Annotated in this window: 20 protein-coding genes; 8 read left to right on the top strand and 12 right to left on the bottom strand. The window is 45.8% G+C overall.

Going from position 1 to position 20,697, the window contains the following annotated elements; translation table 11 throughout:
• The first annotated feature begins 25 nt into the window (after nt 1–25).
• A complete protein-coding gene (locus KCTCHS21_RS13225) occupies nt 26–625 on the top strand; it encodes a nitroreductase family protein (RefSeq protein WP_179952675.1) in 600 nt (199 codons plus the stop codon).
• Nucleotides 626–715: 90 nt separating this feature from the next.
• Here KCTCHS21_RS13225 and KCTCHS21_RS13220 read toward each other — a convergent pair whose 3' ends face one another.
• Both KCTCHS21_RS13220 and KCTCHS21_RS13215 read right to left on the bottom strand, forming a co-directional pair.
• Nucleotides 716–2,101, bottom strand: coding sequence for a sensor histidine kinase (locus KCTCHS21_RS13220; RefSeq protein ID WP_130608745.1), 1,386 nt, complete (start codon nt 2,099–2,101; stop codon nt 716–718).
• Between the two features lies 1 nt (nt 2,102).
• On the bottom strand, nt 2,103–2,813 hold the full coding sequence (locus KCTCHS21_RS13215; protein ID WP_130608742.1) for a response regulator transcription factor: 711 nt from the start codon (nt 2,811–2,813) through the stop codon (nt 2,103–2,105).
• Nucleotides 2,814–3,021: 208 nt separating this feature from the next.
• Between KCTCHS21_RS13215 and KCTCHS21_RS13210 the strand changes: the two genes are divergently transcribed.
• Entirely contained in the window at nt 3,022–3,216 is a 195-nt protein-coding gene (locus KCTCHS21_RS13210; RefSeq protein WP_130608739.1) for a hypothetical protein, read from the top strand.
• A gap of 81 nt (nt 3,217–3,297) precedes the next feature.
• Complete coding sequence (locus tag KCTCHS21_RS13205) at nt 3,298–3,630, top strand: Dabb family protein (RefSeq protein WP_130608736.1); 333 nt, start codon at nt 3,298–3,300, stop codon at nt 3,628–3,630.
• Nucleotides 3,631–3,712: 82 nt separating this feature from the next.
• On the opposite strand, the gene KCTCHS21_RS13200 is transcribed toward KCTCHS21_RS13205, so the two are convergent.
• Complete coding sequence (locus KCTCHS21_RS13200; RefSeq protein WP_130608733.1) at nt 3,713–3,979, bottom strand: hypothetical protein; 267 nt, start codon at nt 3,977–3,979, stop codon at nt 3,713–3,715.
• 155 nt (nt 3,980–4,134) lie between these two features.
• Here KCTCHS21_RS13200 and KCTCHS21_RS13195 point away from each other — a divergent pair, with 155 nt between their 5' ends.
• The gene (locus KCTCHS21_RS13195) at nt 4,135–4,482 is read left to right on the top strand and encodes a helix-turn-helix domain-containing protein (protein WP_130608730.1); all 348 of its coding nucleotides are present in this window, start codon (nt 4,135–4,137) and stop codon (nt 4,480–4,482) included.
• A 16-nt stretch (nt 4,483–4,498) separates the two neighbouring features.
• Here the strand turns inward: KCTCHS21_RS13195 and KCTCHS21_RS13190 are convergent, their stop codons facing one another.
• Nucleotides 4,499–6,595, bottom strand: a complete 2,097-nt coding sequence (locus KCTCHS21_RS13190) for a sensor histidine kinase (protein ID WP_130608727.1) — start codon at nt 6,593–6,595, stop codon at nt 4,499–4,501.
• A 137-nt stretch (nt 6,596–6,732) separates the two neighbouring features.
• Here KCTCHS21_RS13190 and KCTCHS21_RS13185 point away from each other — a divergent pair, with 137 nt between their 5' ends.
• Genes KCTCHS21_RS13185 through KCTCHS21_RS13175 form a run of 3 tightly spaced genes read left to right on the top strand, consistent with a single transcriptional unit; the run spans nt 6,733 to nt 9,678 of the window.
• A complete protein-coding gene (locus tag KCTCHS21_RS13185) occupies nt 6,733–7,494 on the top strand; it encodes a response regulator transcription factor (RefSeq protein WP_130608724.1) in 762 nt (253 codons plus the stop codon).
• Between the two features lie 5 nt (nt 7,495–7,499).
• A complete protein-coding gene (locus KCTCHS21_RS13180; RefSeq protein WP_130608721.1) occupies nt 7,500–8,369 on the top strand; it encodes a class I SAM-dependent methyltransferase in 870 nt (289 codons plus the stop codon).
• Nucleotides 8,370–8,409: 40 nt separating this feature from the next.
• Nucleotides 8,410–9,678, top strand: coding sequence for a CapA family protein (locus KCTCHS21_RS13175; protein WP_130608717.1), 1,269 nt, complete (start codon nt 8,410–8,412; stop codon nt 9,676–9,678).
• Between the two features lie 930 nt (nt 9,679–10,608).
• Here the strand turns inward: KCTCHS21_RS13175 and KCTCHS21_RS13170 are convergent.
• The gene (locus tag KCTCHS21_RS13170) at nt 10,609–11,160 is read right to left on the bottom strand and encodes a MarR family winged helix-turn-helix transcriptional regulator (protein ID WP_130608714.1); all 552 of its coding nucleotides are present in this window, start codon (nt 11,158–11,160) and stop codon (nt 10,609–10,611) included.
• A 195-nt stretch (nt 11,161–11,355) separates the two neighbouring features.
• Here KCTCHS21_RS13170 and KCTCHS21_RS31380 point away from each other — a divergent pair, with 195 nt between their 5' ends.
• Nucleotides 11,356–11,532 (top strand): hypothetical protein, encoded by a 177-nt coding sequence (locus KCTCHS21_RS31380; protein ID WP_170211415.1) that lies wholly within the window; start codon nt 11,356–11,358, stop codon nt 11,530–11,532.
• Nucleotides 11,533–11,648: 116 nt separating this feature from the next.
• Here KCTCHS21_RS31380 and gyrA read toward each other — a convergent pair whose 3' ends face one another.
• The 7 genes from gyrA to ltrA form a co-directional block, all read right to left on the bottom strand.
• The gene (gene gyrA / locus KCTCHS21_RS13165) at nt 11,649–14,120 is read right to left on the bottom strand and encodes a DNA gyrase subunit A (RefSeq protein WP_130608711.1); all 2,472 of its coding nucleotides are present in this window, start codon (nt 14,118–14,120) and stop codon (nt 11,649–11,651) included.
• Between the two features lie 41 nt (nt 14,121–14,161).
• Entirely contained in the window at nt 14,162–16,135 is a 1,974-nt protein-coding gene (parE, locus tag KCTCHS21_RS13160) for a DNA topoisomerase IV subunit B (protein WP_130608708.1), read from the bottom strand.
• A gap of 57 nt (nt 16,136–16,192) precedes the next feature.
• Nucleotides 16,193–17,182 (bottom strand): ABC transporter permease, encoded by a 990-nt coding sequence (locus KCTCHS21_RS13155; RefSeq protein WP_130608705.1) that lies wholly within the window; start codon nt 17,180–17,182, stop codon nt 16,193–16,195.
• On the bottom strand, nt 17,175–18,146 hold the full coding sequence (locus KCTCHS21_RS13150; RefSeq protein ID WP_232058183.1) for an ABC transporter ATP-binding protein: 972 nt from the start codon (nt 18,144–18,146) through the stop codon (nt 17,175–17,177). The genes KCTCHS21_RS13155 and KCTCHS21_RS13150 overlap by 8 nt, the downstream gene beginning before the upstream one ends.
• A 20-nt stretch (nt 18,147–18,166) precedes the next feature.
• Nucleotides 18,167–18,982 carry a GDSL-type esterase/lipase family protein gene (locus KCTCHS21_RS13145; RefSeq protein ID WP_157994033.1) on the bottom strand — a complete coding sequence of 272 codons (816 nt, stop codon included), beginning with the start codon at nt 18,980–18,982 and terminating at the stop codon, nt 18,167–18,169.
• A 294-nt stretch (nt 18,983–19,276) separates the two neighbouring features.
• Complete coding sequence (locus tag KCTCHS21_RS31700; RefSeq protein ID WP_232058182.1) at nt 19,277–19,564, bottom strand: group II intron maturase-specific domain-containing protein; 288 nt, start codon at nt 19,562–19,564, stop codon at nt 19,277–19,279.
• Nucleotides 19,565–19,679: 115 nt separating this feature from the next.
• Nucleotides 19,680–20,579 (bottom strand): group II intron reverse transcriptase/maturase, encoded by a 900-nt coding sequence (gene ltrA / locus KCTCHS21_RS13140; RefSeq protein WP_232058181.1) that lies wholly within the window; start codon nt 20,577–20,579, stop codon nt 19,680–19,682.
• Nucleotides 20,580–20,697 lie beyond the last annotated feature (118 nt).

The following is a 20,697-nucleotide window of genomic DNA, read 5'->3' as shown; positions in this document are numbered from 1 at the left end:
ACACAAGGGACAGGAGCTGGGCAAAGTGAGTAACGAATTTTTAACAGCAGTCAAAAAAAGACGCAGTATTTATGCAATTAGCAAAGAGGCAATTCTGTCCGACGAGCAAATCGAGGCATTAGTTGGAGAAGCTGTTCTAAATACCCCTTCCGCATTCAACTCTCAAAGCGCGCGAGTCATCGTTCTGCTTAACGAACAGCATGACAAGCTGTGGAACCTTACAGAAGAAACATTGAAACAAATTGTCCCTGCAGACAGCTTCGAAGCTACAGCGCAAAGAATTGCAGCTTTCCGCAGCGGCTACGGCTCAGTTTTATTTTTCGAGGATCAGTCAGTAATTGAAGGCTTACAGGAGCAGTTTGCTTCCTATAAAGACAACTTCCCACTATGGTCACTGCATTCATCCGGCATGCTGCAATTTGTCGTATGGACTGCGCTTGAAGCTGAAGGCTACGGCGCTTCGTTGCAGCACTATAGCCCTCTAATTGACGAGCAAGTTGCTAAGGAATGGGATGTACCGTCCACTTGGAAATTAATCGCGCAATTGCCTTTCGGCAAAGTAACAGCACCAGCTGGCGAGAAAACCTTCCAACCACTGGATAGCCGGTTAAAAGTGTTTAAATAAAGCAGTAAAAATATAGCAACGACTCGAAAGAGGCACACTATTACGGAGACTGTCGAGAAATTCTCGGCAGTCTTAAATATTCCCTCATCATTATACCTTCGTTTGAGAAAGCATTGGAAATCCCATCGAGATTACAGCCCCGCTACCTTCCTTGTTACTTGCTGTAATATGTCCCTTACAGCGCTCCACAATTGCACGAGAGATTGCCAGGCCCAATCCCGTATCACCATCTTTCCCCTTCACGAAACGATGAAATAAGTGGGGAAGCAGATCATGCGGAATACCCGCTCCATCATCAGCGACGGTAATATTCATTCGTTGCTTCACAACACTGACTTCAATTATTATTTCATGATTGGCATGCCTTGTCGCATTCGACACCACGTTAAGTAACGCTTGTGACAATTTATCCTTATCTGCGCGAATTGTCCAATGTCCGAGATTCTTCTCCCCATAACGAATATGCAAGGACAAGCCCTTTTTAATGAGCATAGGATTGATCCGCTCATGTGTTTCTTTTAACAGTTCCTCCACATTCACTTCATTCATTTGAAAAATATCCTGCTCGCTATCAAGCTTGGCAAGTAAAGTCATCTCCATAACGATGTTCTTCAACCGTCCACTTTCACTGAGTATAATATCAAGTCCCTTTAGGGCACTCTCTCCCTCAAAAATCCCGTCCCTAATGCCCTCAGCATAACCCGCAATAGAGGTGAGTGGTGTCTTTAGCTCATGCGATGCATTCTGAAAAAATTGCTTCTGCACCTCATTATACCGATCAAGCTCACCAGCTAGCTCGTAAACCGTTTGAGCTACTGCACCGATTTCTCCTCCAGCCTTGATTAACTTCACCTCAGAAAACTGTCGACTTTCTACCTTCTTCAGTTCTGCCCTTAGCTTCATCAAAGGTTTAATCAGCTTTCTCGTAATAAGAAGACTAAGCAAATAAACAATAGCACCCGAAACACAAAGTACGATGAGTAGTCGTCCTAGAAGAGCTTGCTCTATATCCTTGATTTTGCTCATTGGAGTATATAAAGTTAATGTCCCTTGAGGTATAGCTGTTGCTGATACAATAAATCTGCTATCTTTTCCTTCTGCTATTTTGAGTGCACTAGTTTGTTGTTTTAGGCCTGTCACTGGAACAGCAACGCCAGGAAGAGCAACGCCAGCTTCCGTTAGTTTTGGTGCTGTGCCGTATACGACTTTTCCTTCGTTATCCGTAATTATCGCTTCGACATTTGCTACGCTTACGGCCGAAAGGGTTGTAATAGGTAATGTCTCCTTAGACAACATTCCATTAAATTCTTTCTGTTGGAGCGCAGTTGTCATATTGGCACCCATTGTTTGCATTTCTTCCTTCTGAGCGCCGATAAAATGATTAAGCAGCACGTAATGGTTCATGGCGGCCGTAACGGCGATAACGAGTACAATGAGTATACCGAAAGCTAGATTAATTTGATGTACCATTTTCATCTTATTGCTCGACCCCTTCCGTACGCATCCTGTAACCGTGACCCCATATGGACTCAATCGGCAGATTATCCATCTTCTTACGGATTCGCTTAATCAGATGATCAACCGCACGGTCGCTGCCGAAGTAATCCTCGCCCCATACCAGCGTCAATACCTCGTCTCGCGTGAACGCACGATTAGGGTGTTCTGCCAGTACCTTAAGCAGCGCATATTCCTTTAGCGTCACCTCGACTTCCTCACCGCACCAGATCACTCGCCGTTCGTCTAATATCAATTGAAGCTGACCAACCACAAGCCGCTGAGCAAGCGAGGTATCCTGACTACTGTCATCAGTGTTATTCACCCGATACCACCGTTGAAGCTGACGCTTGACCCGGGCTACAAGCTCTCGAGGGCTAAACGGCTTGACCAGATAATCGTCGCTTCCAAGCTCTAATCCAAGAATTTTATCGACCTCGTTATCTCGCGCCGAGATCATAATAATTGGCACCTCAGCATCTTGTCGGATTCTTTTGCACAATTCATATCCGTCCATCCCGGGCAGCATGATATCAAGCACCCACATATCCGGAGGTGAGCTTTTCCATAGCTCTAATGCTTCCTCAGCGCTGCCCAAGCCAATCGTTCTATAATGATCTTTATTTAAAAAAGCCTCAACAAGCTCGCGTATATTCTGATCGTCATCGACAATCGCAATTAAATAGTCCTTCATATAGTAATCCCCCGTTCCCAGTTCCTCATCATTATAGCAAGGATACATCTGTCATAGGGTGTTGCCATCGTTTTTCCACTATTCCACCAATGAGATGCCATAGTTAGACGGTAAACTAAAGCCTGTAAGCATAAACAGCTTTCGCTGTCTTTTGGATAGCGTAAGAATGTTTTACTAAATCAAACTACACACATGGGAGCTGTTATCGATGAATTCAACAATGATATTGAAAAAAGTTGCCTTGTTCACCTTGCTTGTATCAGCTGTCGCCATGCCAACCTATATAGCCAACGCAGCGACGGGACCGATGGTTGATAGATACGTTGCCTCCATGAAATCAACAAATTCTTCACCGTTTGCGACTGTGCAATCAGTTACAGTTCAGCTGCCTGGTCAACCTTAATTTCTGTTTTAGCCTAAACTACCTTATACTGATGATGTAACTATTTTATATAGTAATAATCATCATCAGGAGGACTAAACCATGGCTAAGGATTCTATCGTACATTCCGTAATTTTTAACCTCAAGCATCCACAAGGATCAGAGGAGGAAAATCGTTTCATTGAAGATGGACGTGCAATCCTGACCTCTATACCCGTCGTTCAAAATTTCAAGGTTTATCGGCAGGTTAGTCCAAAGAATGAATATGCTTTCGGCTTCTCCATGGAATTCGCTAATGCTGAAGACTATGAAACATATAACTTACATCCCTTGCATGTTAGCTTCGTTAGCGAACGTTGGGAAACTGAGGTCCTGAACTTCCTAGAGATTGATTATAAGGAAAAAGATAAAGACGAAGACACGAGCGAGACATAATATTATGTATCCATACAAAAAGGCAGCTCCAAAGGATCAACATGATCGCAGTGGAACTGCCTTTTTATTTAGTGTATGTACCCTACTCTTCTTTCTTATAAACAGCAACGACGAATTGCTCGAAAAAAGCGTCGTCCTCTTCAAGCCTTTCATCTACTGCTTGAATTTCCTCTTCACTTCCAGGCTGGTTCAAGAAGTTCAAAGCATAGCTCCAATTATTTCGTCCATTGTTGCTTTGCAGCGTAACCTCATACGATTGCTTATGGTTTTCGACTTCAAAGTGGACGTGACCTACGAAGCCCTCGTCCTCGCTTTCATTGATTGTTGCCTTAAGTATATTCACCTTCATTACACTCACCTCCTCAAAAATAGATACAAAACGTATACAAAACATAAATATATTAGCCACAATTGAATAAAACGCTTCCCAACCTATTGACACGATACATTTTGTATCATAAATTACTAATAGATACTTCATCTGGTGTCAAGGAGATATTAAATATGAATATGGGAGAGCGTCTGCGAGAGCTGCGACTTCGTCGTAAAATCTCACAGGAAGAAGTGGCCCGACATATCGGCATTACCCGTTCGGCCTATAGTCACTACGAGATTAACAATCGACAGCCCGTTTATGAAACCTTAATCAAACTGGCAGCTTATTTCGAGGTGTCACTTGATTACATTATCGGCGGCATTATCGCTAAGAGCAAGCCTGAACCTGCCGTTACACCTGACAATCGAGAAATACTCACCTTGTTTCAGCATATGAGTCAGGAGCAAAGAAAGAAATCAATTACCCTTATACATGATCTCATGAGCCAGGAGCAGAGAGTCGATGGCAGCGGTTAGCTCAGTAACTATCATTTTAATCTGACAACGGTAAAATGATTTGAAAAGCGCTGCCCCCCCGTTCCTGGTTGTACGCTCGTATTTCTCCGCTATGTAGCTCCACAATCTCTTTGGCGATCGACAAGCCTAAACCGCTTCCACCTGAGGAAGAGTGACGCGACTTGTCTTTCTTGTAGAAGCGATCGAACACCTGTGACAGATCTTCAGTCTCAATCCCTGTACCACTATCAGCAACGGTGACCTCTACGCAATGCCTATTTGGCATTGCACCCATGGTAATGATAATGCTTCCGCCCTCAGGTGTATACCTAATTGCATTATAAAGTAGGTTGGCAAACACCCGATCCATCCTTCGAATGTCTATCGTTACGGAATTACTGATTGAAAACTCGCTTACAAGCTTGCACTCAAAATGTATGCCCTTGGCTTGCATTTCCATACCGTACTGCTCCACTAATCTTTCTTTCCAACCTGTAAGCGGAATATTCTCCAAAGATAACACGACCTGCCTAGCCTCAAGAACAGAAAGGTCAAACAGATCCTGAATTAACGCATTAAGTCCCTCTACCTTCGTTAACATGAGCTTAATCGTATTGTCACGCTGCTGCGGTTCAGTGATGACATTATCTCTGAGCGCTTCCAAGTAGCCTTGTAGTAACGTTATAGGTGTCCTCAGGTCGTGCGAAATATTGCTGACAAGCTCAGAGCGAGATTGCTCCATCCTTTCCAGATCAACCTTCGCATCCTCCAATGTCATATTGGATTTTTGCAGCTCATCCGTCCGTTCCGCGATCCGAACTTCCAGGGAATTATTCCACTCCGTCAATTCCGCTGACATTTGCTCCGCCTTCTCATAGGTAAGAGAAAACCTGAGTGAAATGATGAAAGAATTCATAACTATCAGAAATAATAATCCGAAAGGAACGAGGTCAATGGAGAGCCACCAGCCATTATAGAACAAAATATCGTTTACGATTGTCAATACAAACCCAGCCAAACCAATTAGCGCAAGCTTAGCCCCTTCACGTCGACGGATAGCCGATTGAACAAGCCCGACAAGCATCCTAACACTGCTCAGCAAAATAAATAGTTGATAAATGATGATCATCGAAGTAAATGTGATTGGCGGGACTACTATGACAATGAAAATTAACAATGCAGCGCAATAGCTCGATATTTTAAACCAAACACCTTTAATTTCATGCGGATACATCTTTTGAATATAGCCAAACCCAGTCCAGCCACTCAACACGAAAGCAATATATTCGAACCGAATAGCCATACCCCAATTAGACATATGTAACCACTGAACAATAAATCCTTCTCCGATCAAACCCATTCGAATTCCGACAAATAGGCACAGTAGGGCAAATAATAAATTCGTTATTTCTTTGCGCCTTAGAATATATAGTCCGATATGATAAAATCCAATCATGATTAAGCATCCAAAAATAATTAACTCTTGTGCAGCATGACGGATTTGCAGCTTTTGAATATGATCCGCATTTCCCATCACAATGGCTGTAGGAATGCCACCGCGTCTATGATCATAGTTAGCTACAACAAGCTTAAGATCCGTTTCCGCGCTTTTTGTTTCGAAAAATACAGTTGCTGGCATTTGGAAAGGAATCGTTTGGCTAGCTTTTTCTCCTACATTCCCGCGTGCTACGACCAAGCTACCATCGATAAACAATTCGTATGCCGTCGATATGTTCGGTAGTCTTATGGCCATCATGTTGTCTCTCTGTATTTGATGGAGAATTTTTAGTTGGTAGACGCCATAGCCCTGATCCTTGAGAGGCTGCCCGTCTTCCATATGTAACTTCCCCCAAGTTCCTGGTACTTTTAAATTCGAGGCTATAACACTGGTAACCATATCAGGATTGTCCGTGTTAGCGTACCATTCGAACCCCCAAGTCCCGCTAAGCGGTACAATACCATCCTCGTTCCACAGCCATTCTCTTAAATCAATGACCCCTTGCTCCGCACTAGGGACGGAGGAATTAACACGATTTGAGGTCGTACATCCATTGAGGAAAGTGATGAGAATAAGAGCAATGCCCATCCATTTGCCCCATCGCAAGAAGGACCTTATCCTTTGAAAAGATTTCAATATCCCCTCTCCTCTTCCACCTTCAACCAATAGTTAGAAATAAGTACTTGAACCGTCATTGTAAACGGTGCATTGATTAGTGGTCAACGCTTTAGTTATAATATGTAATTAAGACTCTTCAATATGGAGGGAAAGTAATGAAGAGCTCGGAAGCTGCTATCCTTGTCGTAGACGATGAAAAGGATATTACCGATTTAATTACCCTGTTTCTTGAAAGAGAAGGGTTTGCAGTTCATACTTCTGATAATGGACGAGATGCTTTGAGGATTGCAGAAGCCATTATCCCAGATTTAATCGTGCTGGACGTGTCGCTTGGTCGTATGGACGGTATTGAAGTATGTCGTGCGCTGCGTCTAGGAGTATGCGCAGATGTGCCTATTCTGTTCTTGAGCTGTAAGTCGGAGGATAAAGATATTATCCGTGGGTTATCTGAAGGTGGAGATGATTATATTACGAAGCCGTTCAGCCCCAGCCAGCTTGTTGCTAGAATCCAAGCCCACATTCGTAGGCGCAGGACGCGGGAAAGAACTGCTGAGGAACAGGTGTTTACATTAAGCTTCCCAGGGCTAGATATCGATTTTCGTAGCTTAGAGGTCCGTATGGATGGCGAGCTTATCGCACTTTCGGCCAAAGAATTTGAGCTGCTTACCGTCCTAGCAAAGGAGCCTAATAAGGTTTTTCCGTTAGAAGAGCTGTATCGTCGGGTTTGGCAATCCGATAGTATGGGAGATACCCGTACGCTTATGGTACATATCAGCAATTTAAGAAAGAAAGTGGAGATGGATCCTTCTCGCCCGCGCTGGGTACAAACCGTCCGTGGCTTTGGCTACCGGTTTTCCTCAACCAATAACTGCGATGAACAATCCCCCTTCCTATTTGACGACAAAAGGACGAATTAAACATTATGCAAACTGCACACGATTGGCAAGATTACGAACTACTAGATACGGGTAATGGTGAGAAGCTTGAACGTTGGGGGGACATTATCCTTAGACGTCCTGATCCGCAAATTATTTGGCCGCTTAAGTCAGAAAATAGCGAGTGGAAGCAAGCAGATGGTCATTATCATCGCAGCGGCAGTGGTGGCGGTCAATGGACTTATAAGCGCACTCTACCGGATAGATGGAATATTTCCTATGGCCCATTGAAATTTCACATCAAGCCTACTAGCTTCAAGCACACGGGTTTGTTTCCTGAGCAAGCAGTTAACTGGAGCTGGATGATGGACAAGATACGCGATGCAGGGCGTCCTATACGCGTGCTAAACCTGTTCGCATACACTGGGGGGGCAACTGTTGCTGCAGCTTCTGCTGGAGCCGACGTATGCCATGTAGACGCTGCTAAAGGCATGGTCCAGTGGGCTAAGGAAAACGCCGAATTATCTGGGCTTAGCTCAGCGCCTATTCGTTACATTACGGATGACGTCTTTAAGTTCGTGCAACGCGAGGAACGTCGTGGACGGAAATATGAGGCTATCATTATGGATCCCCCTTCTTACGGGCGTGGACCGAATGGTGAAATGTGGAAGCTTGAGGAAAACTTATTCCCGTTCCTTGAGTCATGTATGGCTATTTTATCAGACAAGCCTTTATTCGTCCTAGTTAACTCGTACACAACAGGACTGTCACCAACCGTACTAAACAACCTGCTGAATCTATCCATACGCCGTAAATTCGGCGGCAAGCTAGATTGCGGTGAAATAGGACTGCCTATCTCTCGTAGCGGAATGACACTGCCATGTGGTATTTACGGACGATGGGAGAGCGAAGCTTGATTATCGTTCTGAGGCTAGTCGAGGAGTGTGAAACTGATCTATGAAACAACTGGTCTCTTTCTTGACCTTAGGGCTGTTAGCGATACTGCTAACAGCCTGTTCGGGTGGTTCAGCTACAACGTCTCCTCCACCGTCACCATCGCCAAGTCATGCCGAACCGATTGTAAGCTCTAGCCCTTCATCTACGCCGATAGCAACATCGTCTGAATCGGCATCTCCTGTTGCGACCTTGCCCCCGCAGGAGCCTGTGCGACGGGAAGCAACTTTGCTGGCAGTCGGCGACATCATGGTTCATATGCCACAGCTGCCTGCTTATTACAATAGCTCTACTAAGAGCTATAACTTCTCCCCTTGGTTTGCACAGGTTAAGCCAATTCTTAAACAAGGGGATTGGGTCATAGGCAACCTGGAGGCACCTATTGCTGGTAAGGATCTGAAATATTCGGGTTTCCCGCGATTTAATGCTCCCAATGAATTAGCAGCAGCTGTCGCGGATGCAGGTATTCAGCTTGTATCGACGGCAAATAATCATTCGATGGATCGTGCATTCCCAGGCGTTGAACGTACGCTGAGCAATGTTAGAAAAGCTGGACTCATTCCGATTGGAACGTCATCCTCGCTGAAAGATCATGATAGAACAGTGATTGAGGAACGGAACGGCATCCGTATGGGGTTCTTAGCTTATACCTACGGAACCAATGGAATTCCCGTTCCGCAGGATAAAGCATTTGCGGTCAACTTGATTGATTTGAACACAATTAAGAGTGATATCGAACGTCTGCGATATGATGATGTGGATGTCGTGACAGTATCACTGCATTTTGGGGTTGAGTATCAGCGCCTGCCCAACGAAACGCAAACAAAGCTAGCTGAAGAGCTCGTAAAGTCCGGGGCTGATATTATATTAGGCTCCCATCCTCATGTCGTTCAGCCCTATGATGAAATTAACATTTCGGCTTCTGAGAGCTACGACGGGACGCCACGACGAGGAATCGTCATCTATTCTCTAGGTAACTTCATCTCTAACCAAACGGAAAATTGGAAGGATGTCGGGCTCATTTTCGGCGTTCATCTAGTTAAAACCGTTCATGCAGATGGAACCTCTGAAACCACTTGGGATAAAGTCACCACAAAGCCCACCTGGGTTCACATCTTCAAGAAAAATAATCTACGGTATTATACAATCGTTCCACTAGAAGCCGCATTGGCCAAACGAAATGTTCCAAATTTGACCTCTGGTGACTATAGCAAGATGAAGACGCTTCTGACCGGCATTAATAAACACTTACTCCAGCTCAAAAAGCAATAAAACCAAAGGGAACGGAGAGGGTAATAACCCTTTTCCGTTCCCTTTGGTTTTCTCTGTTGCGACTCTAGTATGATTGCCGCATTTCCACCAATTAGATCGCTGGTAGCGGCTCACCAAACTACGCTTTTCCACCATTTAGTCCGCTCTCAGCCGCTTGCAGCCCACCAGCCTACGCTTTTCCACTAATTAGTCCGCTACCAGCGGCTTGCAGCTCACCAACTCAAGGGTTTCCACCATTTAGTCCGCTCTCAACGGCTTGCAGCTCACCAACCTACGCTTTTCCACTAATTAGTCCGCTCTCAACGGCTTGTAGCTCACCAAACTACGCTTTTCCACTAATTAGTCCGCTCTCAACGGCTTGTAGCTCACCAAACTACGCTTTTCCACTAATTAGTCCGCTCTCAACGGCTTGCAGCTCACCAACATATGTATTTCCACCATTTAGTACGCTGGCAACGGCTTATAGCACATCAACTCAAGGTTTTCCTCCTTTTAGTACACCCACAGCGGCTAACTGCTCTCCAACTCACGGGTTTCGTCCACTTAGTTCGGCGCTTTTCCCTACCCTCGGAACTACAACGCACTGTCGGCTACTTAATTCGGCGCATTTCCCCACCCTCGGAGCAATAACGCACTGTCGGCTACTTAATTCGGCGAACTTCCCACCCTCGGAGCAATAATGCACTGTCGGCTACTTAATTCGGCGAACTTCCCCACCCTCGGAGCAATAACGCACTGTCGGCTACTTGTATTGGCGCATTTCCCCACCTTCGGAGGAATAACGCACTGACGGCTACTTAGATTGGCGCATTTCCCCATCCGCAGAGCAATAACGCACGGATAGAGGCGCTCCTTATTACACTGTTGATCATCCAACGCTTACATCTGACTTATTCGCAGACTCGTTGACACCTATACATTACTCAAAGTCTAACTAGCACCCACCTTGGGCGAAGACTCATTAGTATCTGCTTTGTGATTGGTACCTGCAATGTCACTAGCATCTGCATTGTCACTACCATCGGCGTTGTTACTAGCATCTGCCTTTTGATCTGAAGAAACGCTCTGTTCCCGCGTTCCTGCTACCTTGCTGATGAGATAGACGAGCAGCTGCCGGTTGTGGCTTGAGACGAGCTCCAATGACCGATTCACAATCGCACTGCGAACAGCTAGCCCTCGCACCGCCTCCGAGCGTCCTAGAGCCGTCATTGTGACCCATACGATACGTCGGTCACCCTCGTCTCTGTTCCTCTCAACGAGCCCAGCACGCTCCATACGGTCGAGTAGTGTCGTAATCGCTGCTGGTGTCGTTTCCAAATAAGGGAGAAGCTCTGATGGCTTCATCGGCTCATGCACCTGCATAAGCTCCAAAACCTCTAATTGCCCTACTGTTAGCTGCGGAGCAAGCTCCGCCTCCATCTGCGCGTTCCATTCCTTCGTGAGCTTCGTCCAGCTTTTCACAAAATTCGTCGCATTATCCATAGGTATGCCCCTTTCTTCCGAACATTGCCTTCTCTTTTATTATACTCAGCGCCAATGTCGAAAGATAGATTAATGCAATTAAATAATTGCGACATGAATCTGCACAGTAATGAACATGATGACAATTCGTGACATATACTGGTTACGAAATATGGGTAAATGCGGAGAAAGATGCTTGGCAAGGAGGCGAGGCTTATGTCCTCTATGGATCAAAAAATTAAAGTAATTGGCCAGATGGCGCAAGAAGCCGGATTAATAGAAGACCCACAGTGGCTAGAACGGCTCAATGAACCGGTGCCTCTGTGGGTCGTATTGGATCTATTGTTGCGATGGATTGATCGGACTGAATCAAATAGCGGACCTTATGACTGATTAGACTTGGTTTCCTCACTCGCTAATTAGGCTCGTCACCTATTTCGCTAATTAGACGTGGTCACCTCACCCTAGCCAGACCCTGCCACCTCATTAGCTGCTCAGACAAAGTCACATCAAGACGTGGAAAGTGGCTTTATGAAAGCCTCCACAAGGACATCTCCACGATCAACGGCTGTCATCAGCTTGCCTTGTCCCTTGCGGTCATCGAGTGGAGCGCCCTCTGAGGAAAACTCCGACACTTGACCGCTTGTGGTCATCGCTAGTAAACTGACGGCCTCTTTGACATGGAACGCTGCAATGAGCTTCGTTCCATTCGGCCGAACACGTTTGCCTTCCTTGAATTCAAACGTCTGAATTCCTTTGCCGCCTCTTCCCTGCTGCGGATAGTCTAGAAGTAAGGAACGCTTCGCATAGCCATAATCAGATACGACGAGAATTTCTCCTTCATCTCCGATAACAGGAATGGCATCCGCCAGCTGGTCATTGTCCTTAAGGACAATACCTCTAACTCCACCGGCTACCCTGCCCTGCAGGTTGACTTCCGCTTGATTAAACCGGATGCTCATCCCTTGCTCAGTTACGAGTAGAAGATCGTCCGGTTGATCTGCACGGAATACGTTAATGATCTCATCACCCTCAGAAACTTTGCAGGCTGCAATAGCCATGCTCCTGCTGGTCGCGTAATCGACAAGCAGCGTCCGCTTCACTTGTCCTCGCTTGGTCACGAACACTAATGCCGGCCCATTCTCTCCACCCTCAGTGGAAGGAATTAACTCTGCGGCTTTAGCATTAATGACACCCACAATTCGATCGTCCTTAGCTAACGGAAGTACATTTACAATTGCTGTACCCGTGTCCTTCCATTTGAACTCGGGGATCAGATGGACAGGCAATAAGAAGTAATGACCCTTTTGCGTAAAGAGCAGTAACGGGTCTAATGTATTTAGTCCCATGCTCCAACGAATGACGTCGCCCTCTTTAACGCCCGCACTACCTAATTCTCCACCAGATCGAGTGAAAGAGAGTAAGCTTGTCCGCTTAACGTAACCTTCGCGGCTAAGGGTCACCAAGACTTCCTCAGCAGGCACAGTGACTTCAAGATTAACTTTAATCTCTTCCACTTCGCCTTGAATTACACTGCGGCGGTCAATACCGTATTTATCGCGAATTTCTATAAGTTCATCTCTAATGACATTCATCAGCTTGCGGGGACTATCCAGAATAGCACGCAGTAAAGCAATTTTCTTCATTGTATCTGCGTGTTCCTTCTCAAGCTGGTTAATTTCCAGATTAGTTAGACGATACAATTGCAACGTCAATATCGCATCCGCCTGTCGCTCAGTAAAGCCATACTTGGCAATCAGGTTATTCTGGGCGTCTAGCCGATTTTTCGATGCTTTGATCGTTTCAATAATCTGATCCAACAGATTAAGAGCCTTGACTAGCCCTTCTAACACATGCGCACGATCTTCAGCTTTATCCAGATCGTATTGGGTACGGAATGTAACAACTTCCTTCTGGTGAGCAATATAGGCCTCTAGTATTTGCTTGATGCCTAGCTGGCGAGGTGCCTTGTTAACAATCGCGACCATGTTAAAATTGTAAGCCGTCTGGAGATCCGTTTTCTTGAGCAAATAAGCAAGTATGCCCTCAGCATCGACATCCTTCTTAAGCTCAACGACGATACGAAGTCCATTCCTTCCGCTCTCGTCACGAACCTCGGCAATGCCCTCTACCTTTTTCTCCATGCGGAGGTTATCAATAGAGTTAACAAGCTTAGCTTTAACAATCTGATACGGAATTTCAGTAATAACGATTTGCTGCTTGCCGCCTCTCATTTCTTCGATAGCGGTTTTTGAACGAATATATATTTTCCCTTTGCCGGTTTCGTATGCTTCCCGTATTCCGTCTCCGCCCATGATAAGACCACCTGTAGGAAAATCGGGGCCTTTCACGATTTCCATCAGCTCTAGGACACTCAAATCAGGTTTATTCATAACCGCTACACAAGCATCTATAATCTCGCGCAAGTTATGTGTAGGAATCTCAGTAGCGAAGCCAGCGGATATTCCCGTTACGCCATTTACGAGCAAATTCGGATAACGAGCTGGAAGAACGACCGGCTCCTTCGTAGAATTATCAAAATTATCCTTAAAAATAACGGTACGTTTCTCTATATCCCGCAATAGCTCCATTGCGATAGATGATAAGCGTGCTTCCGTATAACGCATCGCTGCTGGTGGATCATCATCCATCGAGCCCCAGTTTCCATGGCCGTCAACGAGCATATGCGCCATTTTCCAATGCTGAGCCATACGTACCATACCTTCATAGATCGGACCGTCGCCGTGAGGATGGTAATTACCCATTACATCTCCGACTGTCTTAGCCGATTTACGATAGGACTTGTCCGGCGTATTGCCGGAGTCGTACATCGCATACAGAATCCGCCTCTGAACAGGCTTCAATCCATCGCGAACATCGGGAATTGCACGTTCCTGAATAATATATTTAGAATAGCGTCCGAAGCGGTCTCCAACGACCTCCTCCAGAAATGCCGGTAAAAACTGTTCAAGTAGGCTCACTATACCTTGCCCCCTAGTGTTTTATGGATACGATTTGTAATTTACTCCTCGTACTCCGTGAAATCCACGTTCTCAATAATCCAGCGCTTACGAGGGTCGACTTTATCCCCCATTAACGTGGAAACTCTACGCTCCGCTTTGGCGGCATCCTCAATCTGCACCTGCAGGAATGTCCGCGTCTCGTAGTTCATCGTTGTCTCCCACAGCTGATCGGGATTCATTTCACCAAGTCCCTTGTACCGCTGCAGCTCGGCGCCTTTGCCAATTTCCTTCATGTAGTTGTTCAATTGGTCATCCGTCCAAGCGTAACGTACAGTCTCCAGCTTGCCGGATTTCCTCGTAAGTTTATATAAAGGCGGTTGCGCGATAAAGACTTTTCCTGCATCAATTAACGGCTTCATATACCGGTAAAAGAAAGTAAGGAGCAGCACTTGAATGTGAGCGCCGTCTGTATCCGCATCGGTCATGATGATGATCTTCGAGTAATTACATTCCTCTACATCGAATTCCGAACCAATGCCCGCTCCAATAGCGGCAATAATGGCCTTGAACTCATCGTTCTTCATAATATCGATAAGCTTGGATTTCTCCACGTTCATCGGCTTTCCCTTTAGCGGGAGGATCGCCTGATACTTAGAATCCCGTCCTTGCTTCGCCGATCCACCGGCGGAATCACCTTCCACGATGAACAGCTCATTACGTGTACTGTCCTTGGATTGTGCAGGAGATAGCTTTCCGCCCAAGCTCGCGCTTTCGCTTCTCTTCTTGCCACTGCGAATTTCCTCGCGTGCTTTGCGAGCCGCTTCGCGGGCTTTCGAGGCTTGAACAGATTTACGGATAAGCAATTGGCCGACCTGAGGATTCTCCTCTAGGAAAACAGTCATTTTGTCGGTGACAATCGCATCAACGACGCTTCGCGCGGAAGCGCTACCGAGCTGATCCTTCGTCTGACCGACAAACTCCACCTCGGACATCTTAATATTAATGACAGCCATTAAACCTTCGCGCAGATCATTTCCTTCAAGATTTTTCTCTTTTTCCTTCAGCTGTCCCGTCTTACGAGCATAATCGTTCATCACTCGAGTGTACGCCGTTTTGAAGCCGGTCTCGTGCGTCCCGCCCCCACGTGTTGGAATAGAGTTAACGAATGAGGCAAGTGTCTCCGTATAACCATCATTATATTGAAGAGCAACCTCTACCTCGATGTCATCCTTCTCTCCCGAGAAATGAATAACGTCATGTAATACAGATTTTTCTTCATTTAGGAAGGCAACAAATTGGCGGGCTCCGCCTTCGTAATGATACGTATCCGCTTTGCCGCTTCTTTCGTCCTTTATGTTAACCTTTAACCCTGAATTCAGGAAGGCTATCTCTTGGAGTCTCTCGGACAATGTGTCGTAGTTCATGCTAACATTTCCGTGGAATACTTTAGGATCTGGCTTGAAGGTAACCTTCGTACCCGTTCTATTCGTATTACCCAATACTTGAAGACCTCCGACAGGCTCCCCTACATGCTCAAGCCCTTTGTCGTCCACCCAAGTTTCAAATCTTTGTTTATGTATTTTACCTTCCCGGTAAATCTCAACCTCAAGCCACTCCGACAACGCATTCGTTACGGAAGCCCCTACTCCATGCAATCCACCAGACTTCTTGTAGCCTCCGCCGCCAAACTTTCCTCCTGCATGAAGAATTGTATAGACGACAACAGGAGTCGGTATACCGCTTTTGTGCATGCCAGTTGGAATTCCACGCCCGTTATCAATAACTGTGACGGAATTATTCGTATGCACGGTTACATCAATCCGGGAGCAAAATTTAGCCAAATGCTCATCCACTGCGTTATCGACAATTTCCCATAACAAATGATGAAGTCCTGATGCTGTCGTGCTACCAATGTACATACCTGGTCGCTTGCGCACTGCTGTTAAGCCTTCAAGAATTTGAATATCATCCGCACTGTATTCACTTCCAGCAATCGATGCACTCTCAGTGAATAAATCTATTTTCTCGGTCACGAATGGACCCCCTTGCTTGTCTCTAGCGTCGCTTAACACGAACGCACTTTCATTATTCTAATTCAATATATCTTGCTTCGTAAAGACTGTGAATGAAACGATTAGTGCCGCAATACCCCAAATCCCTAGAACAGCAAGGGAAAACCCTAATGTCATTCCTTCAATCGGAGGCGGCGTTCCACGCAGATATGAAGATATTTCCAGATTAACATTGAACAAATACTTAGCACTTTGCCATGAGGAAGCCATATTCGACAAAATAGTTCCGGCAATAATCGTAGCCATCATCGTAACGAAGCTAGCCGCTGTACTGCGAACTAAAACCGATACCATGAGAGCGATAATCGATACGATCATGGCTGAGAACCAGATCAGACCCGCCTGCATGAGTAAATAGGTGCCTTGCGTAATTGCATGCACGCCCGTTGTATCAACATCCGCTCCCCTAACCTGGAAACCGACGAATACCGGCTCTGCCCAGCCCCTATATCCGAACACGAGCCCGGAAATCAAATAACTGAGCACTACCGTTACAACCGTTATGAGTGACACATATAGTGTCAGGGTTGCCAGCTTTGAAAATAAAATTCGCCATCGCCTAACCGGACGCGTCAGCAGCATCTTTATCGTTCCCGTCGAGCGCTCTGAAGACACGATATCCGAAGCGATGGCCAGCACCATTAAAGGAATAAATAGAGTAACCGCATTATCCATGAATGTGCGCGTGAACGTCACAGCATTCGGAGTTTGCGGATTGATGTCATGATCGAGATAGTATTGCAGCTGCTGCACGAGGGCGCGCCGCCACTTTTTCCATTCCTCAGGAATCCGTTCACTGCTTAATGCGTTAGTGTTATCTGTGATCCGACTTTGCAGCTCCGCGCGCCAATCCGTATTAAATTTATCCGACGTATTCTCCGATATTTTCATTTGGGCATAGACGAATACGGGAATGAGAATAAGCAAAATAAGCACGACGACGGCAAATCTTTTCTTTTTCCAAACCTTAAGGGTTTCGTTCTGTATGAGTGCCAGCATATTAGCCAATTGTCTCACCCTCCGTCAATTTCAAGAACAGCTCCTCAAGTGAGGGTGCGATGCGTTGAACAGATTGAATACCAATACCTGCAGCGACAAATTTGTTAACCCAGCCAGCAACTTGATCCTCATCCATAATCGTAATAATAGGGTCCTGTATCGTTGTAAGAAGCGACTCATCTATCCGATGCTCATCGGCTCCAACGATCTGAACGTTAGGCTGATCTGCAAGCATCGTGCTTACTTCGAGTGGTCGGTCCACCTGCCACACCGTGTAAGTAACCGCTTGTGACACCAGCTCATCCACTTCACCAACCGCGATAACCTCTCCGTGCGCAATAATGGCAACTCGATCACACATCAGCTGAATTTCACTTAAAAGATGGCTCGAAATAAACAAGCTTAGGCCGTCCTCAGCAAGCTTACGAATAAATTCGCGCAGCTCCTTAATCCCTTTAGGATCCAAGCCGTTCGTAGGCTCATCAAGTATAAGCAGCCGTGGTCGGCCTAGCAGCGCTTGTGCAATTCCGAGACGCTGACGCATGCCCAAGGAATAGGTTTTAACTTTGTCTTGAATTCTTTGATCTAGTCCGACAATCTCTACTACTTCAGCAATTCTCGCTTTAGAGATGCCAGGCTGCATACGAGCAAATTGCTCAAGATTTTCCCAGCCTGTCATAAAGGAATACATTTCTGGATTCTCAACAATACAGCCAATGTGTGCTAATGCTTTTTCCGGATTCAGATTGATATCCTCTCCGCACACGATAATTTTACCCGCCGTAGGCTTAATTAGATCCACAAGCATTCGAATAGTCGTTGTTTTGCCGGAGCCATTCGGACCTAAGAAGCCGAAAATCTCGCCCGCATGAACATCGAAGGATACATTATGTATAATTGGTTTGCGCCCAATGCTTTTCTTCAGCCCTTGTACCGACAATACGGTTTCCTTAACTGCCACATCATTCGACATTCCATCAACCTCCCTCCGCATTATTGTAGCGCCTGTACGATTCTGTCCGAGATTCGAGTATAGCCTTTGGCATTAGGGTGAAAATGGTCCGACGAAAGGTATTGTGTAAGATTATGCTCGAACAGGTCATACGTGGGAACAACGGTAGCATTCCCGTCCTTCTCTGCTAAGCTATGTGCATATTCATTCCAGAGCGCGACTACTTCAGTTGCCGCTCTCATCTTAGGTAAATCGTAGAAGGCATTATACAAGCCGACATAGACAATTCGAGCTGTAGGATTTAGCTGTCTTGCCTTTGCAAATACAGCCTCAAGATAGGGCTTCGCCTCCGGCATCCGCTCTAAGAGAATTTCCGGTGACAAATCTCCACCCTCTGATACGGAGCCTCCATTCTGAGCGATCCGAAACAGATCATTGCCCCCAATCGTCATAAGAATGATGTCGGCTTTACCAATCGCATTCTTGAAGCCACTATCATCCAATTGCGTCACCAGCTTATCAGCCGTTAATCCGTTAATCGCCATATTGTTAACCAAATATACAGGCTTGTCCAATTGCTTAGATAAGCTCTTGATCACTCGACTGACATATCCTTCTCCAGTGGAGTCTCCAGTTCCTTTCGTTAAGGAATCGCCAAGCGAGGTGATGTAAAGCTCCTTCTTGGCGCTCCAGTCGCCTCCCGTCGCCACTTCAGGCTTCGAAGCTTCAGGTAAAGTCAGATTGGACTTAGGAAACCATGTGTCCTTCAATGCCCAACCAAATCCCGTAAGCATAATAATCAGACATATCAAGGTCGTTCCGCCTACGGTCCGCCATAGCCAGGAAGATGACTTCATGTTAATTCCCCCTATCTCATTTACTTCGTTCATTCCTATCCGTGTTTCTTTACTTCTTACAACGATAACGGTTCTCTCGACAATTTTCAAATCAGGCCCATGTATGAGAGTTCAGATGACGTTATAGACATTGAAGTTTATACCTTATAACCGTAGAGTAGAGAACTGAAATTTTCATTGGGGGGCGGAAGCCCTCCTTTTAATTTTCCAGCTCCCCCTGCATCAAACCGGACGTGAGGTTTTCCCTCATCCGGCTTTCCGATGTTCTTCTTTCTTCCGCGTTACGGTACTTTCCTATCCAACGAGTTTCTTTAGTCCAGAGTGCTGGGCAACAATGCCCGCTATTCTGGAATGACTATGCTTCTTACGACGATTGCGTTTCTTATTCCAAAACAATGTCAATCTTTTTAGAATATACCAGTCGATTTTATTTAGAAACAGATCAGCAAAGGTATCCATAGCGTAGTAGTTCCTCCAACCCTGTATTTTCGGATTGAGTTCGTCAACCATTCTGTTCATTGTCCAAAATAGTCGGTTACGCGGCTCAGTGACTTCCTTTACCTTCTCTTTCATTTTCTTCATGGCTTTTTTCGAGGGGTAGCTTCGCAGAATATAACGTTCTATTCCCTTGACCTGTTTCGGGATTTTTCGGTGATGCATGCCCAGAAAATCAAATCCCGACTTATCATTCCATAGGTTAATAAGTTTGGACTTGGACGTATTCATCTGTAGTTCGAGTTTTTCCGAATACTGCTTTCAATACGTCGATTGACTTCAGCGCTTCTTCCTTGGTTTTGCAAAGGATAACAAGATCGTCCGCATAGCGGACGAGTGTGCCAAGTTCAGTGAATTTGTTCTCCCAAATCGTGTCGAGATAGTTCAGATAGATGTTTGCAAGTAATGGACTAATCACGCCACCCTGAGGGCTTCCGAGGTCGGTTTCGTAGAACTGATCATCTTTTACGAAGCCTGCCTTCAGCCATTTCCGTATGAGTTTGAGTATCCTTCTGTCGCTTATTCGTTGCTCCACAAGCTTCATCAACTTCTCATGCGGAATGTTGTCGAAGTACCCGGCGATATCAATATCCACTACCCAGTAGACGCCTTTCTTAACGGCACGTCGAATGTGGCGGATTGCTCCTTTGGCATCTCGTTTTGGGCGGAATCCATAAGAGCATTCCTTGAAGTCCGTCTCAAAGATTGGCTCAATTACAAGTTTCGTTGCCATTTGCGCAACGCGGTCGACGACAGCAGGAATACCGAGCGGACGAAGCTTTCCGTCCTGCTTAGGTATCTCTTTCCTCCTTGCCGGTAGCGGATGATATACACCTGTAGTTAATTGTCTGCGAATTTCTTCGACGAACTGTTCTTCCCCATGCACCTTTACGATTTGGTCGATGGTCATTCCATCGACACCTCCACTGCCCTTGTTGCCTTTTACTCGTCTCCAAGCTTCCCACAGGATATCTTCCCGATAAATTTTGTCGTAGAGGGCATGAAACCTTCTTTTCGGATTTTCCTTGGCGGCAAGATATAGCTTGTTTTGAAGTTCTTGAGCTTTTACTTTGGCGTAGTTAGCAGGTTTGACTGCATTCACTCACTCGTACCTCCTCAACTTGCTTGAACAAAGCAGGGGCTCTTCCCTCCATGAGGTTTTGTTGTCCTCATTTCATCGGTAATACTGCCCCCTCCGACTTCCTTCTCGCAGCTCGCCA

Source organism: Cohnella abietis (assembly GCF_004295585.1).
Classification (GTDB): Bacteria; Bacillota; Bacilli; order Paenibacillales; family Paenibacillaceae; genus Cohnella; species Cohnella abietis.
This window is presented reverse-complemented; position numbering and strand designations above follow the sequence as displayed.

What these genes read in the sequence shown, in the direction of transcription:
- KCTCHS21_RS13185 (WP_130608724.1), top strand. Translation starts at nt 6,733, where the DNA reads ATGAAGAGCTCGGAAGCTGCTATCCTTGTCGTAGACGATGAAAAGGAT.
- KCTCHS21_RS13215 (WP_130608742.1), bottom strand. Translation starts at nt 2,813, where the DNA reads ATGAAGGACTATTTAATTGCGATTGTCGATGACGATCAGAATATACGC.
- KCTCHS21_RS13180 (WP_130608721.1), top strand. Translation starts at nt 7,500, where the DNA reads ATGCAAACTGCACACGATTGGCAAGATTACGAACTACTAGATACGGGT.
- KCTCHS21_RS13145 (WP_157994033.1), bottom strand. Translation starts at nt 18,982, where the DNA reads ATGAAGTCATCTTCCTGGCTATGGCGGACCGTAGGCGGAACGACCTTG.
- KCTCHS21_RS31380 (WP_170211415.1), top strand. Translation starts at nt 11,356, where the DNA reads ATGTCCTCTATGGATCAAAAAATTAAAGTAATTGGCCAGATGGCGCAA.
- KCTCHS21_RS13205 (WP_130608736.1), top strand. Translation starts at nt 3,298, where the DNA reads ATGGCTAAGGATTCTATCGTACATTCCGTAATTTTTAACCTCAAGCAT.
- KCTCHS21_RS13170 (WP_130608714.1), bottom strand. Translation starts at nt 11,160, where the DNA reads ATGGATAATGCGACGAATTTTGTGAAAAGCTGGACGAAGCTCACGAAG.
- KCTCHS21_RS13150 (WP_232058183.1), bottom strand. Translation starts at nt 18,146, where the DNA reads ATGTCGAATGATGTGGCAGTTAAGGAAACCGTATTGTCGGTACAAGGG.
- KCTCHS21_RS13200 (WP_130608733.1), bottom strand. Translation starts at nt 3,979, where the DNA reads ATGAAGGTGAATATACTTAAGGCAACAATCAATGAAAGCGAGGACGAG.
- KCTCHS21_RS13175 (WP_130608717.1), top strand. Translation starts at nt 8,410, where the DNA reads ATGAAACAACTGGTCTCTTTCTTGACCTTAGGGCTGTTAGCGATACTG.
- KCTCHS21_RS13220 (WP_130608745.1), bottom strand. Translation starts at nt 2,101, where the DNA reads ATGAAAATGGTACATCAAATTAATCTAGCTTTCGGTATACTCATTGTA.
- KCTCHS21_RS13210 (WP_130608739.1), top strand. Translation starts at nt 3,022, where the DNA reads ATGAATTCAACAATGATATTGAAAAAAGTTGCCTTGTTCACCTTGCTT.
- KCTCHS21_RS31700 (WP_232058182.1), bottom strand. Translation starts at nt 19,564, where the DNA reads ATGAAGAAAATGAAAGAGAAGGTAAAGGAAGTCACTGAGCCGCGTAAC.
- KCTCHS21_RS13195 (WP_130608730.1), top strand. Translation starts at nt 4,135, where the DNA reads ATGAATATGGGAGAGCGTCTGCGAGAGCTGCGACTTCGTCGTAAAATC.